The 17,196-nt window shown below is 73.8% G+C and carries 20 protein-coding genes; 17 read left to right on the forward strand and 3 right to left on the reverse strand.

The annotated features are described in order from the left end of the window. Positions 1–247: 247 nt before the first annotated feature. Positions 248–1,102 (reverse strand): hypothetical protein, encoded by an 855-nt coding sequence (locus AC1DYZ_RS06645; RefSeq protein ID WP_477064604.1) that lies wholly within the window; start codon positions 1,100–1,102, stop codon positions 248–250. A gap of 272 nt (positions 1,103–1,374) precedes the next feature. Then, positions 1,375–2,796: an adenylosuccinate lyase gene (purB, locus tag AC1DYZ_RS06650; protein ID WP_477064419.1), complete on the reverse strand. Its 1,422-nt coding sequence runs from the start codon at positions 2,794–2,796 to the stop codon at positions 1,375–1,377. 89 nt (positions 2,797–2,885) lie between these two features. Here purB and AC1DYZ_RS06655 point away from each other — a divergent pair, with 89 nt between their 5' ends. From AC1DYZ_RS06655 to AC1DYZ_RS06685, 7 genes are all read left to right on the forward strand, one after another. Next, the gene (locus tag AC1DYZ_RS06655; RefSeq protein WP_477064420.1) at positions 2,886–3,626 is read left to right on the forward strand and encodes a DUF4129 domain-containing protein; all 741 of its coding nucleotides are present in this window, start codon (positions 2,886–2,888) and stop codon (positions 3,624–3,626) included. Then, positions 3,623–4,117 (forward strand): hypothetical protein, encoded by a 495-nt coding sequence (locus tag AC1DYZ_RS06660; protein WP_477064421.1) that lies wholly within the window; start codon positions 3,623–3,625, stop codon positions 4,115–4,117. Before AC1DYZ_RS06655 ends, AC1DYZ_RS06660 begins: the two co-directional genes overlap by 4 nt. Further along, on the forward strand, positions 4,114–5,094 hold the full coding sequence (locus AC1DYZ_RS06665; RefSeq protein ID WP_477064422.1) for an AAA family ATPase: 981 nt from the start codon (positions 4,114–4,116) through the stop codon (positions 5,092–5,094). The genes AC1DYZ_RS06660 and AC1DYZ_RS06665 overlap by 4 nt, the downstream gene beginning before the upstream one ends. Beyond that, positions 5,091–6,362, forward strand: coding sequence for a DUF58 domain-containing protein (locus AC1DYZ_RS06670; RefSeq protein WP_477064423.1), 1,272 nt, complete (start codon positions 5,091–5,093; stop codon positions 6,360–6,362). The genes AC1DYZ_RS06665 and AC1DYZ_RS06670 overlap by 4 nt, the downstream gene beginning before the upstream one ends. Continuing rightward, positions 6,359–6,889, forward strand: coding sequence for a hypothetical protein (locus AC1DYZ_RS06675; protein ID WP_477064424.1), 531 nt, complete (start codon positions 6,359–6,361; stop codon positions 6,887–6,889). Before AC1DYZ_RS06670 ends, AC1DYZ_RS06675 begins: the two co-directional genes overlap by 4 nt. Positions 6,890–6,986: 97 nt before the next feature. Next, positions 6,987–7,232 (forward strand): hypothetical protein, encoded by a 246-nt coding sequence (locus AC1DYZ_RS06680; RefSeq protein ID WP_477064425.1) that lies wholly within the window; start codon positions 6,987–6,989, stop codon positions 7,230–7,232. Continuing rightward, on the forward strand, positions 7,229–8,713 hold the full coding sequence (locus AC1DYZ_RS06685; protein WP_477064426.1) for a lipase family protein: 1,485 nt from the start codon (positions 7,229–7,231) through the stop codon (positions 8,711–8,713). The genes AC1DYZ_RS06680 and AC1DYZ_RS06685 overlap by 4 nt, the downstream gene beginning before the upstream one ends. Here AC1DYZ_RS06685 and AC1DYZ_RS06690 read toward each other — a convergent pair. Further along, complete coding sequence (locus AC1DYZ_RS06690; RefSeq protein ID WP_477064427.1) at positions 8,703–9,122, reverse strand: phage holin family protein; 420 nt, start codon at positions 9,120–9,122, stop codon at positions 8,703–8,705. The two genes, AC1DYZ_RS06685 and AC1DYZ_RS06690, sit on opposite strands and share 11 nt — an antisense overlap. A gap of 114 nt (positions 9,123–9,236) precedes the next feature. Between AC1DYZ_RS06690 and hisC the strand changes: the two genes are divergently transcribed. The 10 genes from hisC to AC1DYZ_RS06740 all read left to right on the forward strand — a co-directional run bounded on the left by hisC (position 9,237) and on the right by AC1DYZ_RS06740 (position 17,193). Next, on the forward strand, positions 9,237–10,304 hold the full coding sequence (hisC, locus tag AC1DYZ_RS06695; protein ID WP_477064428.1) for a histidinol-phosphate transaminase: 1,068 nt from the start codon (positions 9,237–9,239) through the stop codon (positions 10,302–10,304). A 174-nt stretch (positions 10,305–10,478) separates the two neighbouring features. Further along, the gene (gene pdhA, locus AC1DYZ_RS06700) at positions 10,479–11,624 is read left to right on the forward strand and encodes a pyruvate dehydrogenase (acetyl-transferring) E1 component subunit alpha (RefSeq protein ID WP_477064429.1); all 1,146 of its coding nucleotides are present in this window, start codon (positions 10,479–10,481) and stop codon (positions 11,622–11,624) included. Further along, on the forward strand, positions 11,621–12,607 hold the full coding sequence (locus AC1DYZ_RS06705) for an alpha-ketoacid dehydrogenase subunit beta (RefSeq protein WP_477064430.1): 987 nt from the start codon (positions 11,621–11,623) through the stop codon (positions 12,605–12,607). The genes pdhA and AC1DYZ_RS06705 overlap by 4 nt, the downstream gene beginning before the upstream one ends. An 11-nt stretch (positions 12,608–12,618) precedes the next feature. Continuing rightward, positions 12,619–14,094: a dihydrolipoamide acetyltransferase family protein gene (locus AC1DYZ_RS06710; protein ID WP_477064431.1), complete on the forward strand. Its 1,476-nt coding sequence runs from the start codon at positions 12,619–12,621 to the stop codon at positions 14,092–14,094. Between the two features lie 28 nt (positions 14,095–14,122). Continuing rightward, positions 14,123–14,497, forward strand: a complete 375-nt coding sequence (locus AC1DYZ_RS06715) for a TNT domain-containing protein (RefSeq protein WP_477064432.1) — start codon at positions 14,123–14,125, stop codon at positions 14,495–14,497. After that, the gene (locus AC1DYZ_RS06720; RefSeq protein WP_477064433.1) at positions 14,494–14,847 is read left to right on the forward strand and encodes a hypothetical protein; all 354 of its coding nucleotides are present in this window, start codon (positions 14,494–14,496) and stop codon (positions 14,845–14,847) included. Before AC1DYZ_RS06715 ends, AC1DYZ_RS06720 begins: the two co-directional genes overlap by 4 nt. A 64-nt stretch (positions 14,848–14,911) precedes the next feature. After that, entirely contained in the window at positions 14,912–15,283 is a 372-nt protein-coding gene (locus AC1DYZ_RS06725) for a YbaB/EbfC family nucleoid-associated protein (protein ID WP_477064434.1), read from the forward strand. Next, a complete protein-coding gene (locus AC1DYZ_RS06730; RefSeq protein ID WP_477064435.1) occupies positions 15,280–15,600 on the forward strand; it encodes a type VII secretion target in 321 nt (106 codons plus the stop codon). Before AC1DYZ_RS06725 ends, AC1DYZ_RS06730 begins: the two co-directional genes overlap by 4 nt. Next, the gene (locus AC1DYZ_RS06735; RefSeq protein WP_477064436.1) at positions 15,597–16,883 is read left to right on the forward strand and encodes a hypothetical protein; all 1,287 of its coding nucleotides are present in this window, start codon (positions 15,597–15,599) and stop codon (positions 16,881–16,883) included. The genes AC1DYZ_RS06730 and AC1DYZ_RS06735 overlap by 4 nt, the downstream gene beginning before the upstream one ends. Beyond that, a complete protein-coding gene (locus AC1DYZ_RS06740) occupies positions 16,867–17,193 on the forward strand; it encodes a hypothetical protein (RefSeq protein ID WP_477064437.1) in 327 nt (108 codons plus the stop codon). The genes AC1DYZ_RS06735 and AC1DYZ_RS06740 overlap by 17 nt, the downstream gene beginning before the upstream one ends. Positions 17,194–17,196: the final 3 nt, after the last annotated feature.

Below are 17,196 nucleotides of genomic sequence, written 5' to 3' on the forward strand. Positions count from 1 at the left end.
CCCGACGGTCCGCGCGCGCGAGGCGGCCCGCGCCGGCGACGCGACGACGTACGCGGCCGCGCTGGCGGAGCTGGCCTCGATCCCCGTGCCCGCGCTGGTGACCGACGCGCGCTGACGGCAAGGTCGGGCTGCGGACGAAAGAGCGTGCCGGGCCTGGACGGGGGGGAGGGCCAGGCCCGGCACGCGTCCCGTGAGGATCACGACGCCGTTGGCGTGACCCTGGTTCGGGAACCCTCGGGAGCTGCGCTCAGGAGCGCACCACCTGCTGCTGGGTAGCGGCAGGCCCGGGGGCCCAGGTGTGCGGAACCACCTGGTTGGTCTGGATGTCGGTGAGCTCGGCGGCGTAGACGATGCCCTCGTAGACGCCGGCCTCGACCCGGTCGAGGTGCAGGCGCTCGGCGCGCTCGATGTCGTCACCGAGGTGCGAGATCCGCGCGACCACGTAGCGCTGCGCGTCCTGCCACTGGTCGACCACGCGGACGTGCAGGCCGTTCCAGCGGGCCGTCAGGTCCAGCTCGAACAGCTCGGTGACGTCCTCGCGGGCCACGCGGCGGTACCAGCGCCCGGACGGCGACTGGTGGAAGCCGGTCTCGGCGAGCGGTGGGTTGGCCAGGGCGAGGACGACGGTGTTGCCGCCGTCGACCACGTCGGCCTCGAGGTAGGCGCCGTGCCACTTGGCGACCGGGCCGACGCAGCGCGACAGCGACGCGAGCGACGGGCGGGGGGCACCCAGCTGCGTGACCGTCCAGCCGGCGCCGACGTCGCCGTAGCGGGCCAGCAGCGTCGAGGTGCCGTCGTCGTAGATGCGGACGAGCTCGGCGCCCGGGGGGATGCGGGAGTGGCGGAGCCACCACAGCGGGAGGATGTAGCCGGGGACGTCGCGGTACTGCAGCTGCGGCGACGACTCGAAGCGGAGCACGTCGATCGAGCGGTCGTACGGGCTGAACGGCGAGCCCTCGTACCCCAGTCCGTGCACCTCGAACAGCTGTGCCGGGGTCGTCGCAAAGGCGACGTCTTCGGCACGGACCACGTATCCCGCCAGGCGGTCATGGCCCGCGGTGAGGTGAGCGCGGGTGAGCGCTGGCGTGATCGCCTTCTGCATGAGCGTCACGATGGGCATCCTTGCCAGGAATCGGGTGAACCGGAGGATTCAGGCGGCTCGGTGCACGATTGTGCAGGGCCTATAGGGCACCTGTCCAGGAGTCGCCACCCGGCGGTGTGAAGTCGCAGGTCAGGTCCCCTGAGAGCGGTCCCGTCGAAGCGCTTCCTCTTCTGCTCGACAGTCGGCAGAAGATGGGGTGCGAGCGCCGTTCGTTCACCCGTTCGGAGCAGCGCCGGGTAGCGCCTTCCGGGTTCCGGGTGTAACTGGCCTGCTCAGGACTCCAGGTACGCGACGAGGTCGTCCGCCAGACCCGTGTACGACGCCGGCGTGAGGGCCGCGAGGCGCGCCGCGACGTCGTCGGGAAGCCCGAGGCCACCGATGAACTCGCGCATGTCCGCGGCCGTCAGCCGGCGGCCCCGGGTCAGCTCCTTGAGCCGCTCGTACGGGTTCTCCATGCCGGTCACACCGGCGACGGAGGCGGCGCGCATCGCGGACTGGACTGGCTCGCCCAGCACCTCCCAGTTCTCGTCGAGCTCGCGCGCCAGCAGGACCGTGTCGACGGACAGCGCGCGCAGCCCGCGGGCCACGTTGTCGATGGCGAGCAGCGAGTGGCCGAACGCGGGGGCGATGTTGCGCTGCGTGGTCGAGTCCGTGAGGTCGCGCTGCAGGCGGCTGGTCACCAGCGTCGACGCCAACGTGTCCAGCAGGGCCGACGACAGCTCGAGGTTGGCCTCGGCGTTCTCGAACCGGATCGGGTTGACCTTGTGCGGCATGGTCGAGCTGCCTGTCGCGCCGGCGACCGGGATCTGGATGAAGACGCCGCGCGAGATATAGGTCCACACGTCGGTCGCCAGGTTGTGCAGCACGCGGTTGAACCGCGCGACGTCGGCGTAGAGCTCGGCCTGCCAGTCGTGCGACTCGATCTGCGTGGTGAGCGGGTTCCAGGTCAGGCCCAGGTGCTCGACGAACGCCTTGCTGACCGCCGGCCAGTCCGCGCCCGGCACGGCGACGACGTGCGCGCCGTACGTGCCGGTCGCCCCGTTGAGCTTGCCCAGGTACTCGTCGGACGCGATCCGTCGCAGCTGCCGACGGAGCCGGTGCGCCAGGACCGCGAGCTCCTTGCCGAGCGTCGTCGGCGTGGCCGGCTGACCGTGTGTGAGGGCCAGCATCGGCTGGTCCTTCAGCTCGTGCGCGAGCGCGGCGACCTGGTCGACCAGCGCGCCCGCGGCCGGCGCCCACACCTGCTGCACGGCGCCGCGGACCATCAGCGCGTACGACAGGTTGTTGATGTCCTCGCTGGTGCACGCGAAGTGGACCAGCTCGCCCACCTGGTGCAGCGCGGAGCCCTCGGGCGCGGCGCTCAGCCGGCTCTTGAGGAAGTACTCGACGGCCTTCACGTCGTGCACGGTGATCTTCTCGATCGCGGCCAGCTCGGCGACCTCGTCGGGACCGAAGGTGTCCACGACCGCGCGCAGGTAGGTGATGTCCTCGTCCGTCAGGCGCGGTGCACCGGGGACGACGGCGTTCGTCGTCAGGTGGATCAGCCACTCGACCTCGACGTGCACCCGCTCGCGGTTGAGGGCCGCCTCGCTCAGGTGGTCGACCAGCGGCGCCACCGCCGCGCGGTAGCGACCGTCGAGGGGGCCGAGGGCGATGGGGGGCGTGACATCGGCAAGGCTGACGCGGGAGGACATGCCCGCATCATCCCAGGGGCCGCTCGGTCGCGTGCAGGCGTCTCGTCGGGCCGGGATCAGTAGCCTGTCCGCACCGACGGTGGTCGTCGGTGCCGACGACGAGGAGCCAGGTGGCGACGCAGGGGCGCAGGCCGGGTGCGGTGCTGCTGGTCGGTGCGTTCGTGGCCGTGGCCGTGCTGGGCGCCGCGCTCGCGGGGCCGTTCCGGCTGTGGCAGCGGGGCAACGGCGGTGGGGCGTTCGAGATCCCGTCGTTCGCGCCGCCGGTCATCACGAGCACGCCGCTCCCGGAGGAGACCGGGCTCGACGAGGTGCGGATGCCCATGGTGGCGCAGCGCTGGATCTACCTGCTGGTCATCGCGGTGCTCGGCGCGCTGCTGGTGATCGCGGTGGCCGTGCTGGTCAGGCGCATCCGGGCGATGCGCGAGCGGCGGGCGCCGTACGAGCTCGACGTGGCGACGCCGGACGTGGAGCTGAGCGGCGAGGTGCTGGACAGCGCGACCCCGGCCCTGCGCGAGGGGGTCCGGCGCGCCGCGCAGGTGCTCGAGGACGAGGTACCACCGGGCGACGCCGTGATCGCGGCGTGGGTGGCGCTGGAGGCTTCCGCGGAACGCAGCGGGCTGGTGCGGGACCGTGCGCAGACCGCGACGGAGTTCACCGTCGAGGTCCTCGATGCCACGCGAGCCGACCCCGGGGCCACCCGCGCGCTGCTCGAGCTCTACCTCGCCGCGCGGTACTCCGAGCACGTGCTCACGGCGGCCGACGTCGCCACCGCGCGGTCGAGCCTCGCGGCGATCGCGGACGACCTGGGCCGACCGGCGGAGGGCTCATGAGGCGGGAGTGGCGTCCGGTCGTGGGGTTCCTCGTCGGCATCGCCGCCGCCTGGGCCGCCGGGCTGAGCGTCCGGACGTCCGTGCTGCTCGGGCTGGTCGTCGCGGCCGGAGTCCTGCTGTTCACGCGGTTGGACGGGACCCCGGACCCGGGCTGGGACCGCGAGCGCTCCGCCCGCCGGCACGGTGCTCGGGGCGAGGTGCAGGACCTGGCCTGGGCGATGGTCGGGCGCGACGGCCGGATCGGCGAGCGCGTGCTGCGCCGGCTGCGCGAGGTGGCCGGCCGCCGGCTCGCCCGGCACGGTCTGGCGCTGAGCGACCCCGGGGCCGAGCAGCTCCTGGGCACCCGCGCGCTGCGCACCCTGACCCGCACGACGTCGCCGCTGCCGACGGTGGCCGACGTCCGCCACACCCTCGACGTGCTCGACCGCCTAGGACCACGGCGCAGTGCGCCTGTTGACGATGACACCGACCCCGGGAGCCCCCAGCCATGACCGAGCAGCTCACCCCCCTGACCGTCTCGCAGGTCGCGGACCGCGGGAGCGCGGTGCTCGACGAGGTCGCGACCCTCGTCGTCGGCATGAAGGAACCCCTGAAGATCGCCCTCGCCGCGGTGCTCGGCGGAGGTCACGTGCTGTTCGAGGACGTGCCCGGCCTGGGCAAGACGCTCGCGGCGCGCAGCCTGGCCACGGCGCTCGGGCTGGCGTTCCGGCGGGTGCAGTGCACGCCGGACCTCCTGCCGTCCGACATCACCGGGTCCAGCGTCTTCGACCCCGCGACCGCGTCGTTCGCGTTCCGGCCCGGACCGGTGTTCGCAGGCCTGCTGCTCGCCGACGAGATCAACCGGACCGCCCCGAAGACGCAGTCGGCGCTGCTCGAGGCGATGGCCGAGCGCCAGGTCACGGTGGACGGCACGACGTACCCGCTGCCGGACCCGTTCCACGTGGTCGCCACGTCCAACCCCGTGGAGTACGAGGGCACCTACCCGCTGCCGGAAGCGCAGCTCGACCGGTTCATGGTCCGCATCGCCGTCGGGTACCCGGACCGCGACGGCGAGGTCGACGTGCTCTCGCGGCGGCTGGCGCGCCGGCAGGAGGTGGGCACGGTGCGGACGATCGTCGACGCCGCCACGCTGCGCGCGATGCAGGCCGGCGTCGAGGGCGTCACCGTCGAGGGCGACATCCTGCGGTACTGCGTGGACCTCGCCGCGGCCACCCGGGCGCACGACGCGGTCGAGGTCGGGGCGTCACCGCGCGGGTCGCAGGCGCTCGTGCTCGTCGCGCGCTCGATGGCCGTGCTCTCCGGCCGGGACTACGTCACCCCCGAGGACGTCAAGGCCGTCGCGGTCCCCGCGCTCGCGCACCGGCTGTCGCTCACCCCGCAGGCGTGGGCGACGGGCACCGCGCCGCAGGGCGTCGTCACGGACGTCCTGAAGCGGGTGGCGGGCCCGACGACGGCGCGACGCCCATGACCTGGGTGCGCGCGCGGGCGACGGCCGCCGGGGTCGTCGTCGGCGTCGTGCTCCTGGTCGTCGGCGCGCTGCTCGGGCGGCCCGACGTCGCCGTGCTCGGTGCCGCGCCGCTGGTCGCCGGCGTGTGGGACTGGCGGCGTCGGCCCGCGGTCGACCCCACCGTGCGCCTGGTGCCGTCATCGGCGCCGGCCGACGCGGGGACCCTGCGGGCGGAGGCCGTCGTCACGTCGCCCGGCACCGCGCTGGTGGGCGTCCGCCGCGGTGTGCGCGAGCTCGCGGAGGCCTGGGTGCTCGTCGACGGCTCCCGGACGCTCCCGCTCGTCGTCCGCACCGTGCGCACCGGACCGCAGGAGGTCGCGTTCGTCGACGTGCAGGGCGTCGGCMCCGGGGCCGCCAGCGTGTCCGAGCCGACGCCGGCCGTGTCGCGCACCGCCCTCGTGCTCCCCGCGCCGCGCCMGCTCGGGGACCTGCCGCTGCCGCCGCGCCTGCGCGGGCTCACCGGCGCGCACGAGTCGCGCCGGCCCGGCGAGGGCGGCGGCCTGCGGGATGTCCACCCGTTCGCTCCCGGTGACCGCCTGCGACGGATCGACTGGCGGGTGACCGCCCGGCGCGCCCCTGACCTGCACGAGCTCTACGTCCGGCGCGAGCACGCGCTCGCGGAGGCCGTCGTGGTCCTCGTGGTGGACTCGCGCGACGACGTCGGGCCCGACCCGAAGACGTGGCGTGGCTCGACCCCGCCGCGCGCCGAGGACCCGACCTCGCTCGACCTCGCCCGGCAGGCCGCGGCCTCCGTCGCGCAGGGGTACCTCGGGCTCGGCGACCGGGTGGGACTCGACGACCTCGGTGCGCTCCGGCGCCCCCTGCCCCCCGGCGGAGGGCGGCGGCAGCTGGACCGCATCCGGCACGCGCTCGCGCTGACCCGGCCGGAGGGCGACCCGATGCGTCGGCTGCGCGCGCCGCAGGTCCCGTCGGGCGCGCTGGTCGTCCTCTTCTCGACGTTCCTCGACGACGAGGCCGCGCAGGTGGCCTCGGTCTGGCGGCGCGCGGGCCACCGGGTCGTCGCGGTCGACGTGCTGCCCACGCTCAGGGAGCGGCAGCTCGGGGATCGCGAGAAGCTCGCGATGCGGCTGATCCGGATCGCCCGCGAGGACCGGTTGGCGGACCTGGCCGACCTCGACATCGAGCTGGTGAGCTGGCGGGAGGCGCCGACGATCGCCTTCGCGTCCCTGGCGCGGCGGGCGCAGCGGCGGGCGGGGGCGTCGCGATGACGGCCGCCCCCGAGGTCACGCTCGACCTGGTCCGCCCGGTGCCCGCCTGGGCGATCCGTGCGGCGCTCGGGGTCCTGTGCGCCGCGACCCTCGTGGCCGCGTTCGTCGGCACCGGACCCGCGCCGCCCGCGGCGCTCGTCGCCGTGTTCGTCGTGCTCGTCGGCGCCACCGTGGTGCTGCCGGGACTCGGGCTCGCCGCGCTGGTCGTCCTCGTCGCGGCGACGCGGCTGGTCGTGGGCGACCCGCCCGCCCTCGTCGCCGTCATGCTCCTGGTGCTCCTGGTGCACCTGACCCTCTGGACCGCGGCGGTCGCAGCGCGGACATCGTGGCGGACGCGCGTGGAGGGTGCCGTGCTCTCCCGCGGGCTGCGGGACGTCGCGAGGGTGCAGGTCGGCGCGCAGGTGCTCACGGTGGCGGCCCTGCTGCTGGCCGGGACGTCGCTCGGCGAGGGCGACGTCTGGCGCGGGCTGGCGCTGGTAGCGGCGATCGCCGTCGCGGCGGCGCTGCTGCCGCGGCCCTCGGCGTAGCGGCCGAGCCGCCCCCAGCCCCCGCACGAGCTCGCTCGGTCCACGGACTCGTCACGGACGCCGTTCGACGTTCCTCGCGCTCGGTAGCGTCGCCGCCATGGAGATCGAGCGAGGGACCCCCGAGGTGCTGCGGGCGCTGGACGAGGTGACCGCCGCGCACCGCCTGCTGCGCGGGGCGGCCCAGGTGTCGTGGCAGTCGGGCGCTGCGGACAGGTTCCGCGCTGCGGTCGACGAGGCCGAGGCGAGCGTCCGAGACGTCAGAGCGGGGATCGAGGCGGCGCTGCGCCCGGTGGCGGTGGCCGACGCGGACGCTCGTCCCGCGCTCGGGACGGGAGGCAGGTGAGCGACGGATTTCGCGTTGCCGGTGGGCCCGGACCCACCGTCGTCGACCTGGAGGAGCTCGGCTTCGTGTCTCGCCGCCTGGCCGCGGCTGCGGACCGGCTCGATGCCGCGGCCTGGTACCTCACGCGCGCGGCCCAGGCGTGCGACGGGCTGAGCCCGGCGGCCGCCGAGGCGCGGCACGCGCTGGCGGTGGTGCGGGACGGGCGGGCGTCGGCGTGGCGTGCCGCCGACCTGCTGCGGCGGCTCGTGGCCGCGCTTCGCCKGGTGATCGAGCTGTACGCGGGGGCGGAGTCGGCCGCGCACCGGGTGCTCCGCGGGCTGGTGATCACCGCCGCGGGGCGGCTAGGGGAGACGCCGCTGGTCGCGGCAGTGCTCGGCGTCGGCGCGGCGGCGCTCGYGGCGGTGGGCGTCGGCAGTGTCGTGGCCGGCAGCGCGGCTCGMTCGTTGCTGCTCKGGAGGCCGGACCCGGTGCTTCCCGCGCTGGTCCGGGCCGCGCGCCCGGCGGTGGCCGACCTGCCCGGCCGGCTCACGGCCGACGGCCGGGCCGAGCTGGCGATCCTCGCGGTCGGTGGGTTCGTCCACTCGCTGCGCGGGGGCACGCAGGTGCCGACGCTGCGGCCGGTGGCCGGCGGGGCCGCGACCCTGTTCGGGCCGCTCCCGGCTGCCCGGCCGACGGCGCTGCTCGTCCGCGCCGCACCGCCGCAGCTCCCCGCTCCGCGGACGACGGCCGACGTGCTGGAGAACGTGGCGCGCAGCTACTCCGGGACCACCGAGACCGGGCTGCCGGGCACGCCGCAGGGCGTCATCTCGGTGCAGCAGCTCACGCACCCCGACGGCTCGCGGGCGTGGGTGGTCGAGATCCCCGGCACCGAGAGCTGGAACCTCGACGCGAGCACGCCGATGGATCTCACCACCAACGGCCGGCTGCTCGCCGGGCTGCCCGACGACATGACGGACGCCGTCCTCGAGGTCATGCGGCTGTCCGGCATCGGCGCGGACGAGCCCGTGATGCTGGCCGGTCACAGCCAGGGCGGCATGGTGGCGATGTCGGTGGCCGCCGCCGTCGGCGGCGCGTACACGGTCCGCGCGATCGCGACAGCGGGCACCCCGGACATCCCCCGCCCCGCGCCCGCGGGCGTCGAGGTCCGGCACTACCGGCACGGGGAGGACGCCGTGCCGCAGCTGGACGGGGTGCCCGACGCCGCGGGAGCGCACGTCACCGTGGTCACGCGCGAGCTCGGGTCGACGGGCGGGCCGGACGTCCCGACGCCGCTGGAGGCCCACTCCGTGGCGCGCTACGTCGAGACGGCGACGCTCGCGGACCGCGAGCTCGCGGGGAGCCCCGGCATGCGCTCGTTCGACGCCGCGGCCGGGTCGGTCCTCGGCCCGTCCGGCACGACCGCGGTCACGCGGCAGTTCCAGGCCACGCGCGACGACTCTCTCGTCGCGGAGCAGCCACCGCGGCTGTGGCCTAGTAGGTGATCTCGGTCGTCGACGACGTGTACTGGACCCGGCCGCCGCCGCCCGGGACCAGGATGGAGAGGACCAGGCTCACGATCGCGATGATGATGCCGGCCCAGCAGGCCACGCCGAAGTTGTCGATCCGCAGGCCCCAGCTGGTCGCCTCCGTGATCCACGCCGTGAGCATGAGCATGAGGGCGTTGACCACGATGGTGAACAGTCCGAGCGTGAGGATGTAGAGGGGGATCGACAGGATCGCGACGATCGGCTTGACGATCGCGTTGACGATCCCGAACACCAGCGCGATGAGCAGGATGATCGCGAGCTGCTGCCAGCCGGTGTCGGCGCCGACGATCGAGAGGCCGGGCAGGATCAGCGTGGCGAGCCAGATGGCGACGCCGTTGATGAGGACGCGGACGAGGAAGGCCATACGCCGATCCTGCCACCGACCTTCCCGGGCGGAATACGGCACGCTGCCGGATTGGTCCCGTCCGGTCGATCCGCGGACCCGGGTGGATCCGCCGGGCGGTGGCATGCTGAGCCCGTGACTCGCGTCCCCCTGCGTCAGGCCCTGTCCGACCTGCCGCCGTACGTCCCCGGGGCTCGCGTCCCGGTCGGTGCGGCCGCGTACAAGCTCTCGTCCAACGAGAACCCGTACCCGCCCCTGCCCTCGGTGGTGATGGCGATCTCCGACGCCGCCGAGGACGTCAACCGGTACCCGGACATGTACGCCACCGAGCTGACCGGAGCGATCGCGGCGTCGCTCGGGGTGGCCCCCGAGAACGTGGTGACCGGCTGCGGCTCGGTCGCCGTGCTGGGCCACGTCCTGTCCGCCGTGTGCGAGCCCGGCGACGAGGTCGTCGTGCCCTGGCGCTCGTTCGAGGCGTACCCGATCGCGGTCACGCTGGCGGGCGCGGTGGGCGTGCACGTGCCGGTGGGCGACGACGGGCGGCTCGACCTCGAGGCGATGGCCGCCGCCGTGACGCCGCTGACCAAGGTCGTGCTGGTGTGCACCCCGAACAACCCGACCGGCCCGGCCGTGCACGCCGACGAGCTGGCGACCTTCCTCGACGCGGTCCGCAAGGACGTGCTCGTCGTCCTCGACGAGGCCTACGTCGAGTTCGTCCGCGACCCCGACGCCCCCGACGGCCTGGCGGTGTTCGCCGACCACCCCAACGTCGTGCTCCTGCGGACGTTCTCCAAGGCATTCGGCCTGGCCGGCCTGCGGGTGGGCTACGCGGTTGCCCGGCCGCGGCTGGCTGCGGGGATCCGCGCAGCGTCGACCCCGTTCGGCGTGTCGCACGTCGGCCAGCTGGCCGCGCTCGCGTCGCTCCGCGCGACGTCCGAGCTGATGACCAGGGTCGACGCGATCGTCGTCGAACGCGCTCGGCTTCTCGCAGGCTTGCGGAGGCAGGGCTGGGACGTGCCCGACAGCCAGGCGAACTTCGTCTGGCTCCCGCTGGGCGACCACGCCGCGGCGTTCGCGGAGCGGACCGGACGGGCCGGCGTGCTCGTGCGGCCCTTCCAGGGCGACGGCGTGCGGGTGAGCGTCGGGGAGCCCGAGGCGACCGATCTGCTGCTCGAGGTGGCCGCGGAGTGGCTCGCGCGCTGAGCGTTCCGTGTCGGTGGCGGCGGGCGTAGACAGTCCACAAGGGTGCTCGCCGGGTCTTGTCAAGGTCCTTCCGGCCAACCTACGGTGCCGTAGCCTACGCTAACGTAGGTTACGAACGACTGACAGTTGCCACCACCCCGAGCGGCCCCGCCGCTGCACGCGAAGGAGAACCGCGTGGTCCCGAACGGCCCCCTGACCGACGACGGTCTCGTGCAGCTGCTGACCCCCGCCGGTCAGCGCACGGCCCACCCCGACTACGACCCCCGGATCGCGCATCTCGACGCCGAGGCGTTGCGCGGCCTGTACCGCGACATGGTGCTGGTCCGCCGCTTCGACAACGAGGCGACGTCGCTGCAGCGGCAGGGCGAGCTCGCCCTCTTCGCGCAGAGCCTGGGACAGGAGGCCGCGCAGATCGGCTCCGGTCGTGCGCTGGCGCCCCAGGACCAGGTGTTCCCCAGCTACCGCGAGCACGGCGTCGCGCACACCCGCGGCGTCGACCTGGCGGAGGTCCTGCGGCTGTTCCGCGGCATCGACCACGGGGGCTGGGACCCGCTTGCGCACGGCTTCCACCTGTACACGCTGGTCATCGGCTCGCACACGCTGCACGCCACCGGCTACGCGATGGGCCTGCAGCGCGACGGCGCCGTCGGCTCGGGCGACCCGGCGCGCGACTCCGCCGTGGTCACGTACTTCGGCGACGGCTCGACCTCGCAGGGCGACGTCAACGAGGCGCTCGTGTTCGCGGCGGTCAACAACGCGCCGGTCGTCTTCTTCTGCCAGAACAACCAGTGGGCGATCTCGGAGCCCACCAGCCGGCAGTCCCGGGTCCCGTTGGCCGACCGCGGCGCGGGGTTCGGCATCCCGAGCGTGCGCGTCGACGGCAACGACGTCCTGGCCACGTACGCGGTGACCGCCGAGGCGCTCGAGCGGGCGCGGTCGGGCGGCGGGCCCACGTTCATCGAGGCCTACACGTACCGGATGGGCGCCCACACCACCTCCGACGACCCGAGCCGGTACCGCTCGGCGGCGGAGGAGGAGTACTGGCGCCAGCGCGACCCGATCGATCGCCTGCGGCTGCACCTCGAGGACCGCGGCGAGCTGCCGCAGACGTTCCTCGACGAGCTGGCGGCCGAGGGCGATGCCCTCAGTGAGCGGATCCGCACGACCGTCCGCGGCATGGGCCGCCCGTCGGCCGCGTCGATGTTCGAGCACGTCTATGCGACACCGCACGCGGTCGTGGAGTCCGAGCGCGCATGGTTCGAGGCCTACGAAGCGTCGTTCCTCGACTCCGGCAACTCGAGTGAGGCGAGCCACCGATGACCACCATGACGTTCGCCAAGGCGATCAACCTGGGCCTGCGCAAGGCGCTCGAGCAGAGCCCGAAGGTGCTGCTCATGGGCGAGGACATCGGCGCGCTCGGCGGCGTGTTCCGGGTCACCGACGGGCTGCAGAAGGACTTCGGCGGCGACCGGGTGGTCGACACCCCGCTGGCCGAGTCCGGCATCGTCGGCACCGCGATCGGCCTGGCGCTGCGCGGCTACCGGCCGGTGTGCGAGATCCAGTTCGACGGGTTCATCTTCCCGGCGTTCGACCAGATCACCACCCAGCTGGCCAAGATGCACTACCGGTCGAGCGGCCGGCTCACGCTGCCGGTCGTCATCCGCGTGCCGTACGGCGGCGGCATCGGCGCGGTCGAGCACCACAGCGAGTCGCCCGAGGCCCTGTTCGCGCACACCGCGGGCCTGCGGGTGATCAGCCCGTCGTCGCCGACCGAGGCGTTCTCGATGATCCAGCAGGCCATCGCGTCGCCGGACCCTGTCCTGTTCTTCGAGCCCAAGGGCCGGTACTGGGAGAAGGGCGAGGTGGACGTCGACGCCGCCATCGACGCCCCGCACCCCGCGCTCGACACCGCCAAGGTGCTCCGCCCGGGCACCGACGTCACCGTCGTCGCGTACGGCCCGACCGTGCAGACCGCGCTGAAGGCGGCCGAGACGGCGGCCGCCGAGGGCACCAGCGTCGAGGTCGTGGACCTGCGCACGCTCAGCCCGCTCGACACCGCGACGGTCGCCGCGTCGGTCCGCAGGACGGGTCGCTGCATCGTGGTGCACGAGGCGCCCGTGCTGTACGGCACCGGCGCCGAGGTGGCCGCGCGCATCACCGAGGAGTGCTTCTTCCACCTCGAGGCGCCCGTGCTGCGCGTCGGCGGGTTCCACATGCCGTACCCCGTCGCCAAGATCGAGCACGACTACCTGCCCGGGCTCGACCGCGTCCTCGACGCCGTCGACCGCTCGCTGGCCTTCTGAGGAGACCCGCCGTGCCGACCTTCCAGCAGTTCCCGCTCCCGGACGCGGGCGAGGGCCTGACCGAGGCCGAGATCGTCGCGTGGCACGTCGCCGTCGGTGACACGGTCGCCGTCAACCAGACGATCGTCGAGATCGAGACTGCGAAGTCGCTGGTCGACCTGCCGAGCCCGTGGGCCGGCGTCGTGACCCGGATCCTCGTCGAGCCGGGGCAGACCGTCGACGTGGGCACGCCGATCATCGAGGTCGACACCGACCCGTCGGGGGCGCCGGCGTCCGCGCCGGCTGCGCCGACCGGTGGCGCCATCGAGCACGGACACCGTTCGTCGGCGGGCGGCGGGAACCGGCACGCGGGCGTCGAACCCGGGGGTTCCGACGAGATCGAGGCAGCCAGGCCGGCCCGTGCGGTCGAGCAGCCCGCACCGGCACCTGCGGAACCCGCTGAGCCCGCCGCCCGCGAGGCGGTGCTCGTCGGCTACGGGCTGGCCGAGACCGGCACGGGCCGTCGGGACCGCACCGCCGACGGGTCGCCGGCACCGACGTCCGCGGCCGCGACCGCGACCGCGTCGCAGCGCGAGGCCACCCGGCACGCCTTGGCCAAGCCGCCGGTCCGCAAGCTCGCCCGCGAGCTGGGCGTCGACCTCGACTCGATCACGCCGACCGGTCCGGGCGGCATCGTGACCCGTGAGGACGTGCTCGGCCGCGCGGCCCAGGCCGAGGCCCGCACCCTGGCCACCTACCCCGGCGACGACGCGCCCTGGTTGGCCAGCGGCACGGTGTCCTCGGACGGTCGCCAGACCCGCGTGCCTGTGAAGTCGGTGCGCAAGCGGACCGCTGAGGCCATGGTGACCAGCGCGTTCACCGCCCCGCACGTCACGGTCTTCCACACGGTCGACGTCTCCAAGACGATGAAGCTCGTCGAGCGCCTGCGGGCGGACCGCGAGTTCTCCGACGTGCGCGTCACGCCGCTGCTCATCGCCGCGAAGGCGCTGATGCTGGCCGTGCGGCGGCACCCCGAGATCAACGGCAGCTGGGACGAGGGCTCGCAGGAGATCGTCTACAAGCACTACATCAACCTCGGCATCGCGGCGGCGACCCCCCGCGGACTCGTCGTGCCGAACATCAAGGACGCGCACCGGCTCACGCTCAAGGAACTCGCGGGCGCGCTGGCCGAGCTCACCTCGACCGCCCGCGCGGGTCGCACCACACCGGCGGACATGTCCGACGGCACCATCACGATCACCAACGTCGGGGTGTTCGGCATCGACACGGGCACGCCGATCCTCAACCCGGGCGAGGCCGCGATCCTGGCCTTCGGCGCCATCCGCGAGCAGCCGTGGGTGCACAAGGGGAAGATCCGGATCCGCCATGTCACGCAGCTGGCGCTGAGCTTCGACCACCGCCTGGTCGACGGCGCGCTGGGCTCGCAGGTGCTGGCCGACGTCGCGCGCGTGCTGCACGACCCGTCGCACGGGCTCGTGTGGGGCTGACGGCGTCCGCGCGTGTGACACTCCGGGGATGAACGGTTTTGCGACGTGGCGATGGCCCGACGACCCGGCCCCCGTCACCGTGCGGCGGCTGACCGTGGACGACGACCTGCGGCTCGACCGGATCGGCTACGAGCGCGGCGACCAGCTGCACGCGCGCGACACGAGCTTGGGCACGCGCTCGATGCCGCCGGACAAGCGGGAGACCGCGCGGCACGCGTACCGCGTCGACACCACGAACCCGCTGGTGGTCGACGGTCTCGTGCAGCTCGAGGAGTCCGTCGCCGCGCCCTGGTTCGAGCAGCCGGGCGGCGCGACGGTCTACCGGTTCCTCGACACCAACGGCTCGTCGATCACGGTCCGCGACCTGCGTCGGTTCCGGATCCTCGTCGAGGAGCCGCTGTGAACGACCAGCGGGACGAGCTGCGCGCCGACGCCCTCGACAACGACCTGCTGGACGGCGAGGACTTCGCCGTCGCGCTCGTCAGCCCGAAGCACGGGTCCGAGTGCATCCTGTTCGACGGCTCGCCCGACGGTTTCCTCGTGCTCTACACGGACATGGGCGTGACCCGGACCCTCTTCGCGTCGCCGTCGTTCGCGCAGGCGCGGGCGGTCTTCCTCGACGAGGCGTGCTGGCTCGGCGCCGAGCGCGGGCGGGGACCGTACGTCGGCCGCGCCCAGGCCGTCGGCACGGAGGACTGGAGCCCCGCGCAGGTGGTCGCAGCGTACGAGCGGCGCCTGCTCGACGGGGCGTGAGCGCGATGGGCCGATCGGTGGATCCGCCGCCCGGTCTGTCGGGTTCGTGGCTAGGCTGCCGGGCGTGACAGCGTTCTACGACGACCCCGACGCCGCCCTGGCACGGGTCCAGCAGGACATCGCGCAGGCCCAGGAGCGTGCCGAGCGGGCGGCCGAGGTCAAGGCCTCGATCGACCGGGTCCGCGGACGGGCGCGCAGCCCGCGCGGCGAGGTGGACGTCGAGGTCGACGCGACCGGGCAGCTCACGGACCTCGTCATCGACGACGCCGCGATGAGGCTGCGTCCCGCCGACCTGGCGGCGCTGATCCGCGAGACCGTGAAGGCCGCCGGTCGGGATGCGGGACGGCGGGCGGTCGCGGTGACGGACGACGCGTACGGCGAGGGCTCCTCGATCAGCACGCATCTCCGCGACGAGATCGAGGCGCGCTGGGCATGAGCGGGGGCTTCGAGGTCGACACCGACGTGCTGCGCCGGCACGGCGCGCGGGTGGAGCAGGTGGCCGGCGACGTGCGCACGGCGCAGTCGGCGACCGGGGCGACGGACCTGCACGGCGGGGCGTTCGGGGTGCTCTGCTCGTTCCTGCCGGCGATCGTGGGCGGCGTGGACTCGGCGGCGCGCGAGGCGCTGGCTGCGATGCACGAGGCGTCGGACGGTGTCGTCCGGGAGCTCGGGTCGATGGCCCGGTCGTTCGAGCAGGTCGACGAGCGCGTGGAGCAGCTGCTGCACGGCATCGGGAAGGTCCTCGACCGGTGACGGCGAACCCGCTGGTCGCGGGTCCGGTCGACACGTCCACGGCGTTCGGTGGCGCGGGCGTGCTGGAGTCGGTCACGGACCTGTGCTCGTCGTTGGAGTCGGGGTCGTGGGTCGCGGCCGGGTTGGCCGGGGTCGGTGCCGCGCTGGATGTCGCGGCGACGGTGATCGACCCGTTGGGGTCGTTGATCGGCGCCGGGCTGGGCTGGTTGATGGAGCACCTGGAACCGCTGAAGGGCTGGTTGGACGACCTGACGGGCGATCCCGGTGCGGTGCTCGGGTTGGCCGGGACGTGGCAGAACGTCGCGGACGCGATGGGTGCGGCCGGCGACGAGCTGACGCGGGTGGTGCGGGCGGACCTGGAGGCGATGACCGGGTCGTCCATCTCGGCGTACAGCGCGTACGCGGACGGGTTGGCGGACCGGATCCGGGCCACGGGCAGTTCGGCGTCGGCGATCGGCGGTGCGCTCAAGACCTGCGCGATGGTGGTGCAGGTGGTGCACGACCTGGTGCGGGACACGTTGGCGTCGCTGGTCGGGTCGATCATCTCCTGGGCGGCCGAGGCGGTGTTCACGCTGGGTCTGGCGACGCCGGTGATCGTGGGGCAGGTCTCCACCCGGGTGTCCTCGCTGGCCACCAAGGTGGGCCGCTCGGTGACCGACGTGGTCTCGTCGGCGAAGTCGTTGAAGAACCTGCTCGAGGCCCTCCAAGACGTCCTGCGCCGCCTGGCCTCCGGCGTGCGCGGCAAGCTCCCCGGCGCCAAGGTGCCCGACGGACCCACCCCGCGCAGCCGCGGGAACGACCTGCTCCCGCCACCGGAGCCGTTCCCCCACCTGCCTCCGCCTGTGCCCATCGACCGCTCGCTCGTCGACGACTCGATCCTCTCGGCGCTCGACCCGGCGACGCCGCGGGATGCCGCGACGTTCTGGTCGGGGAGGGTCGTCGTCGACGGCGTCGAGGTCAAGGACGGCGCGATGAACGGGGCGAGGGCGCTCACGGAGAGCACGCACGGGTCGACCCTCGAGCAGCTCCTCGAGCAGCGCGGTCTGGCCGACCGGATGCCCACTGACTGGTCCGACATCAGGACGATCGAGACGTGGCGGGCCGTCTCGACCGAGCTCGCGGCCCACGCGTCCGGAGATGTGCGGGCGGTCCTCGGCGAGGTGCGACCCACGTCGGTGTGGAACGAGCACGAGCTGCCGACGCTCATCCGCAACCCGGACGTCTCCTCCGTCACGGTGATCGACGCCGCCACTGGAAAGGTGATCCATGTCTATCGCCGTTGAGGGCTTCGACGACGACACCGTCGATCGGGCGCTGGTCGTCTACGTGGGGCGTGGCGAGACCGATCGCCCCGAGCGGCGACCCGACGCCGTCCGGGCGCTGGTCGCCCCCGATCGAGCTCCCGAGCTCGTCGCTCTCGTCGAGCGCATCAACGAGGTGGCCGACTCGATCGAGCTCAGCAAGGACGACGCGGAGAACTTCAGTCTCGTGCCGGCGTTCACCCGTCGGATCCGCACGACCTACCCGTGGATCGACGACCGAGCGAGCGAGGCCCTGTGCTGGGCGTCGCGGTATCGCCGCCTGTTCGAGTAGGCC

The organism is Cellulomonas sp. P1_C4 (assembly GCF_056406355.1).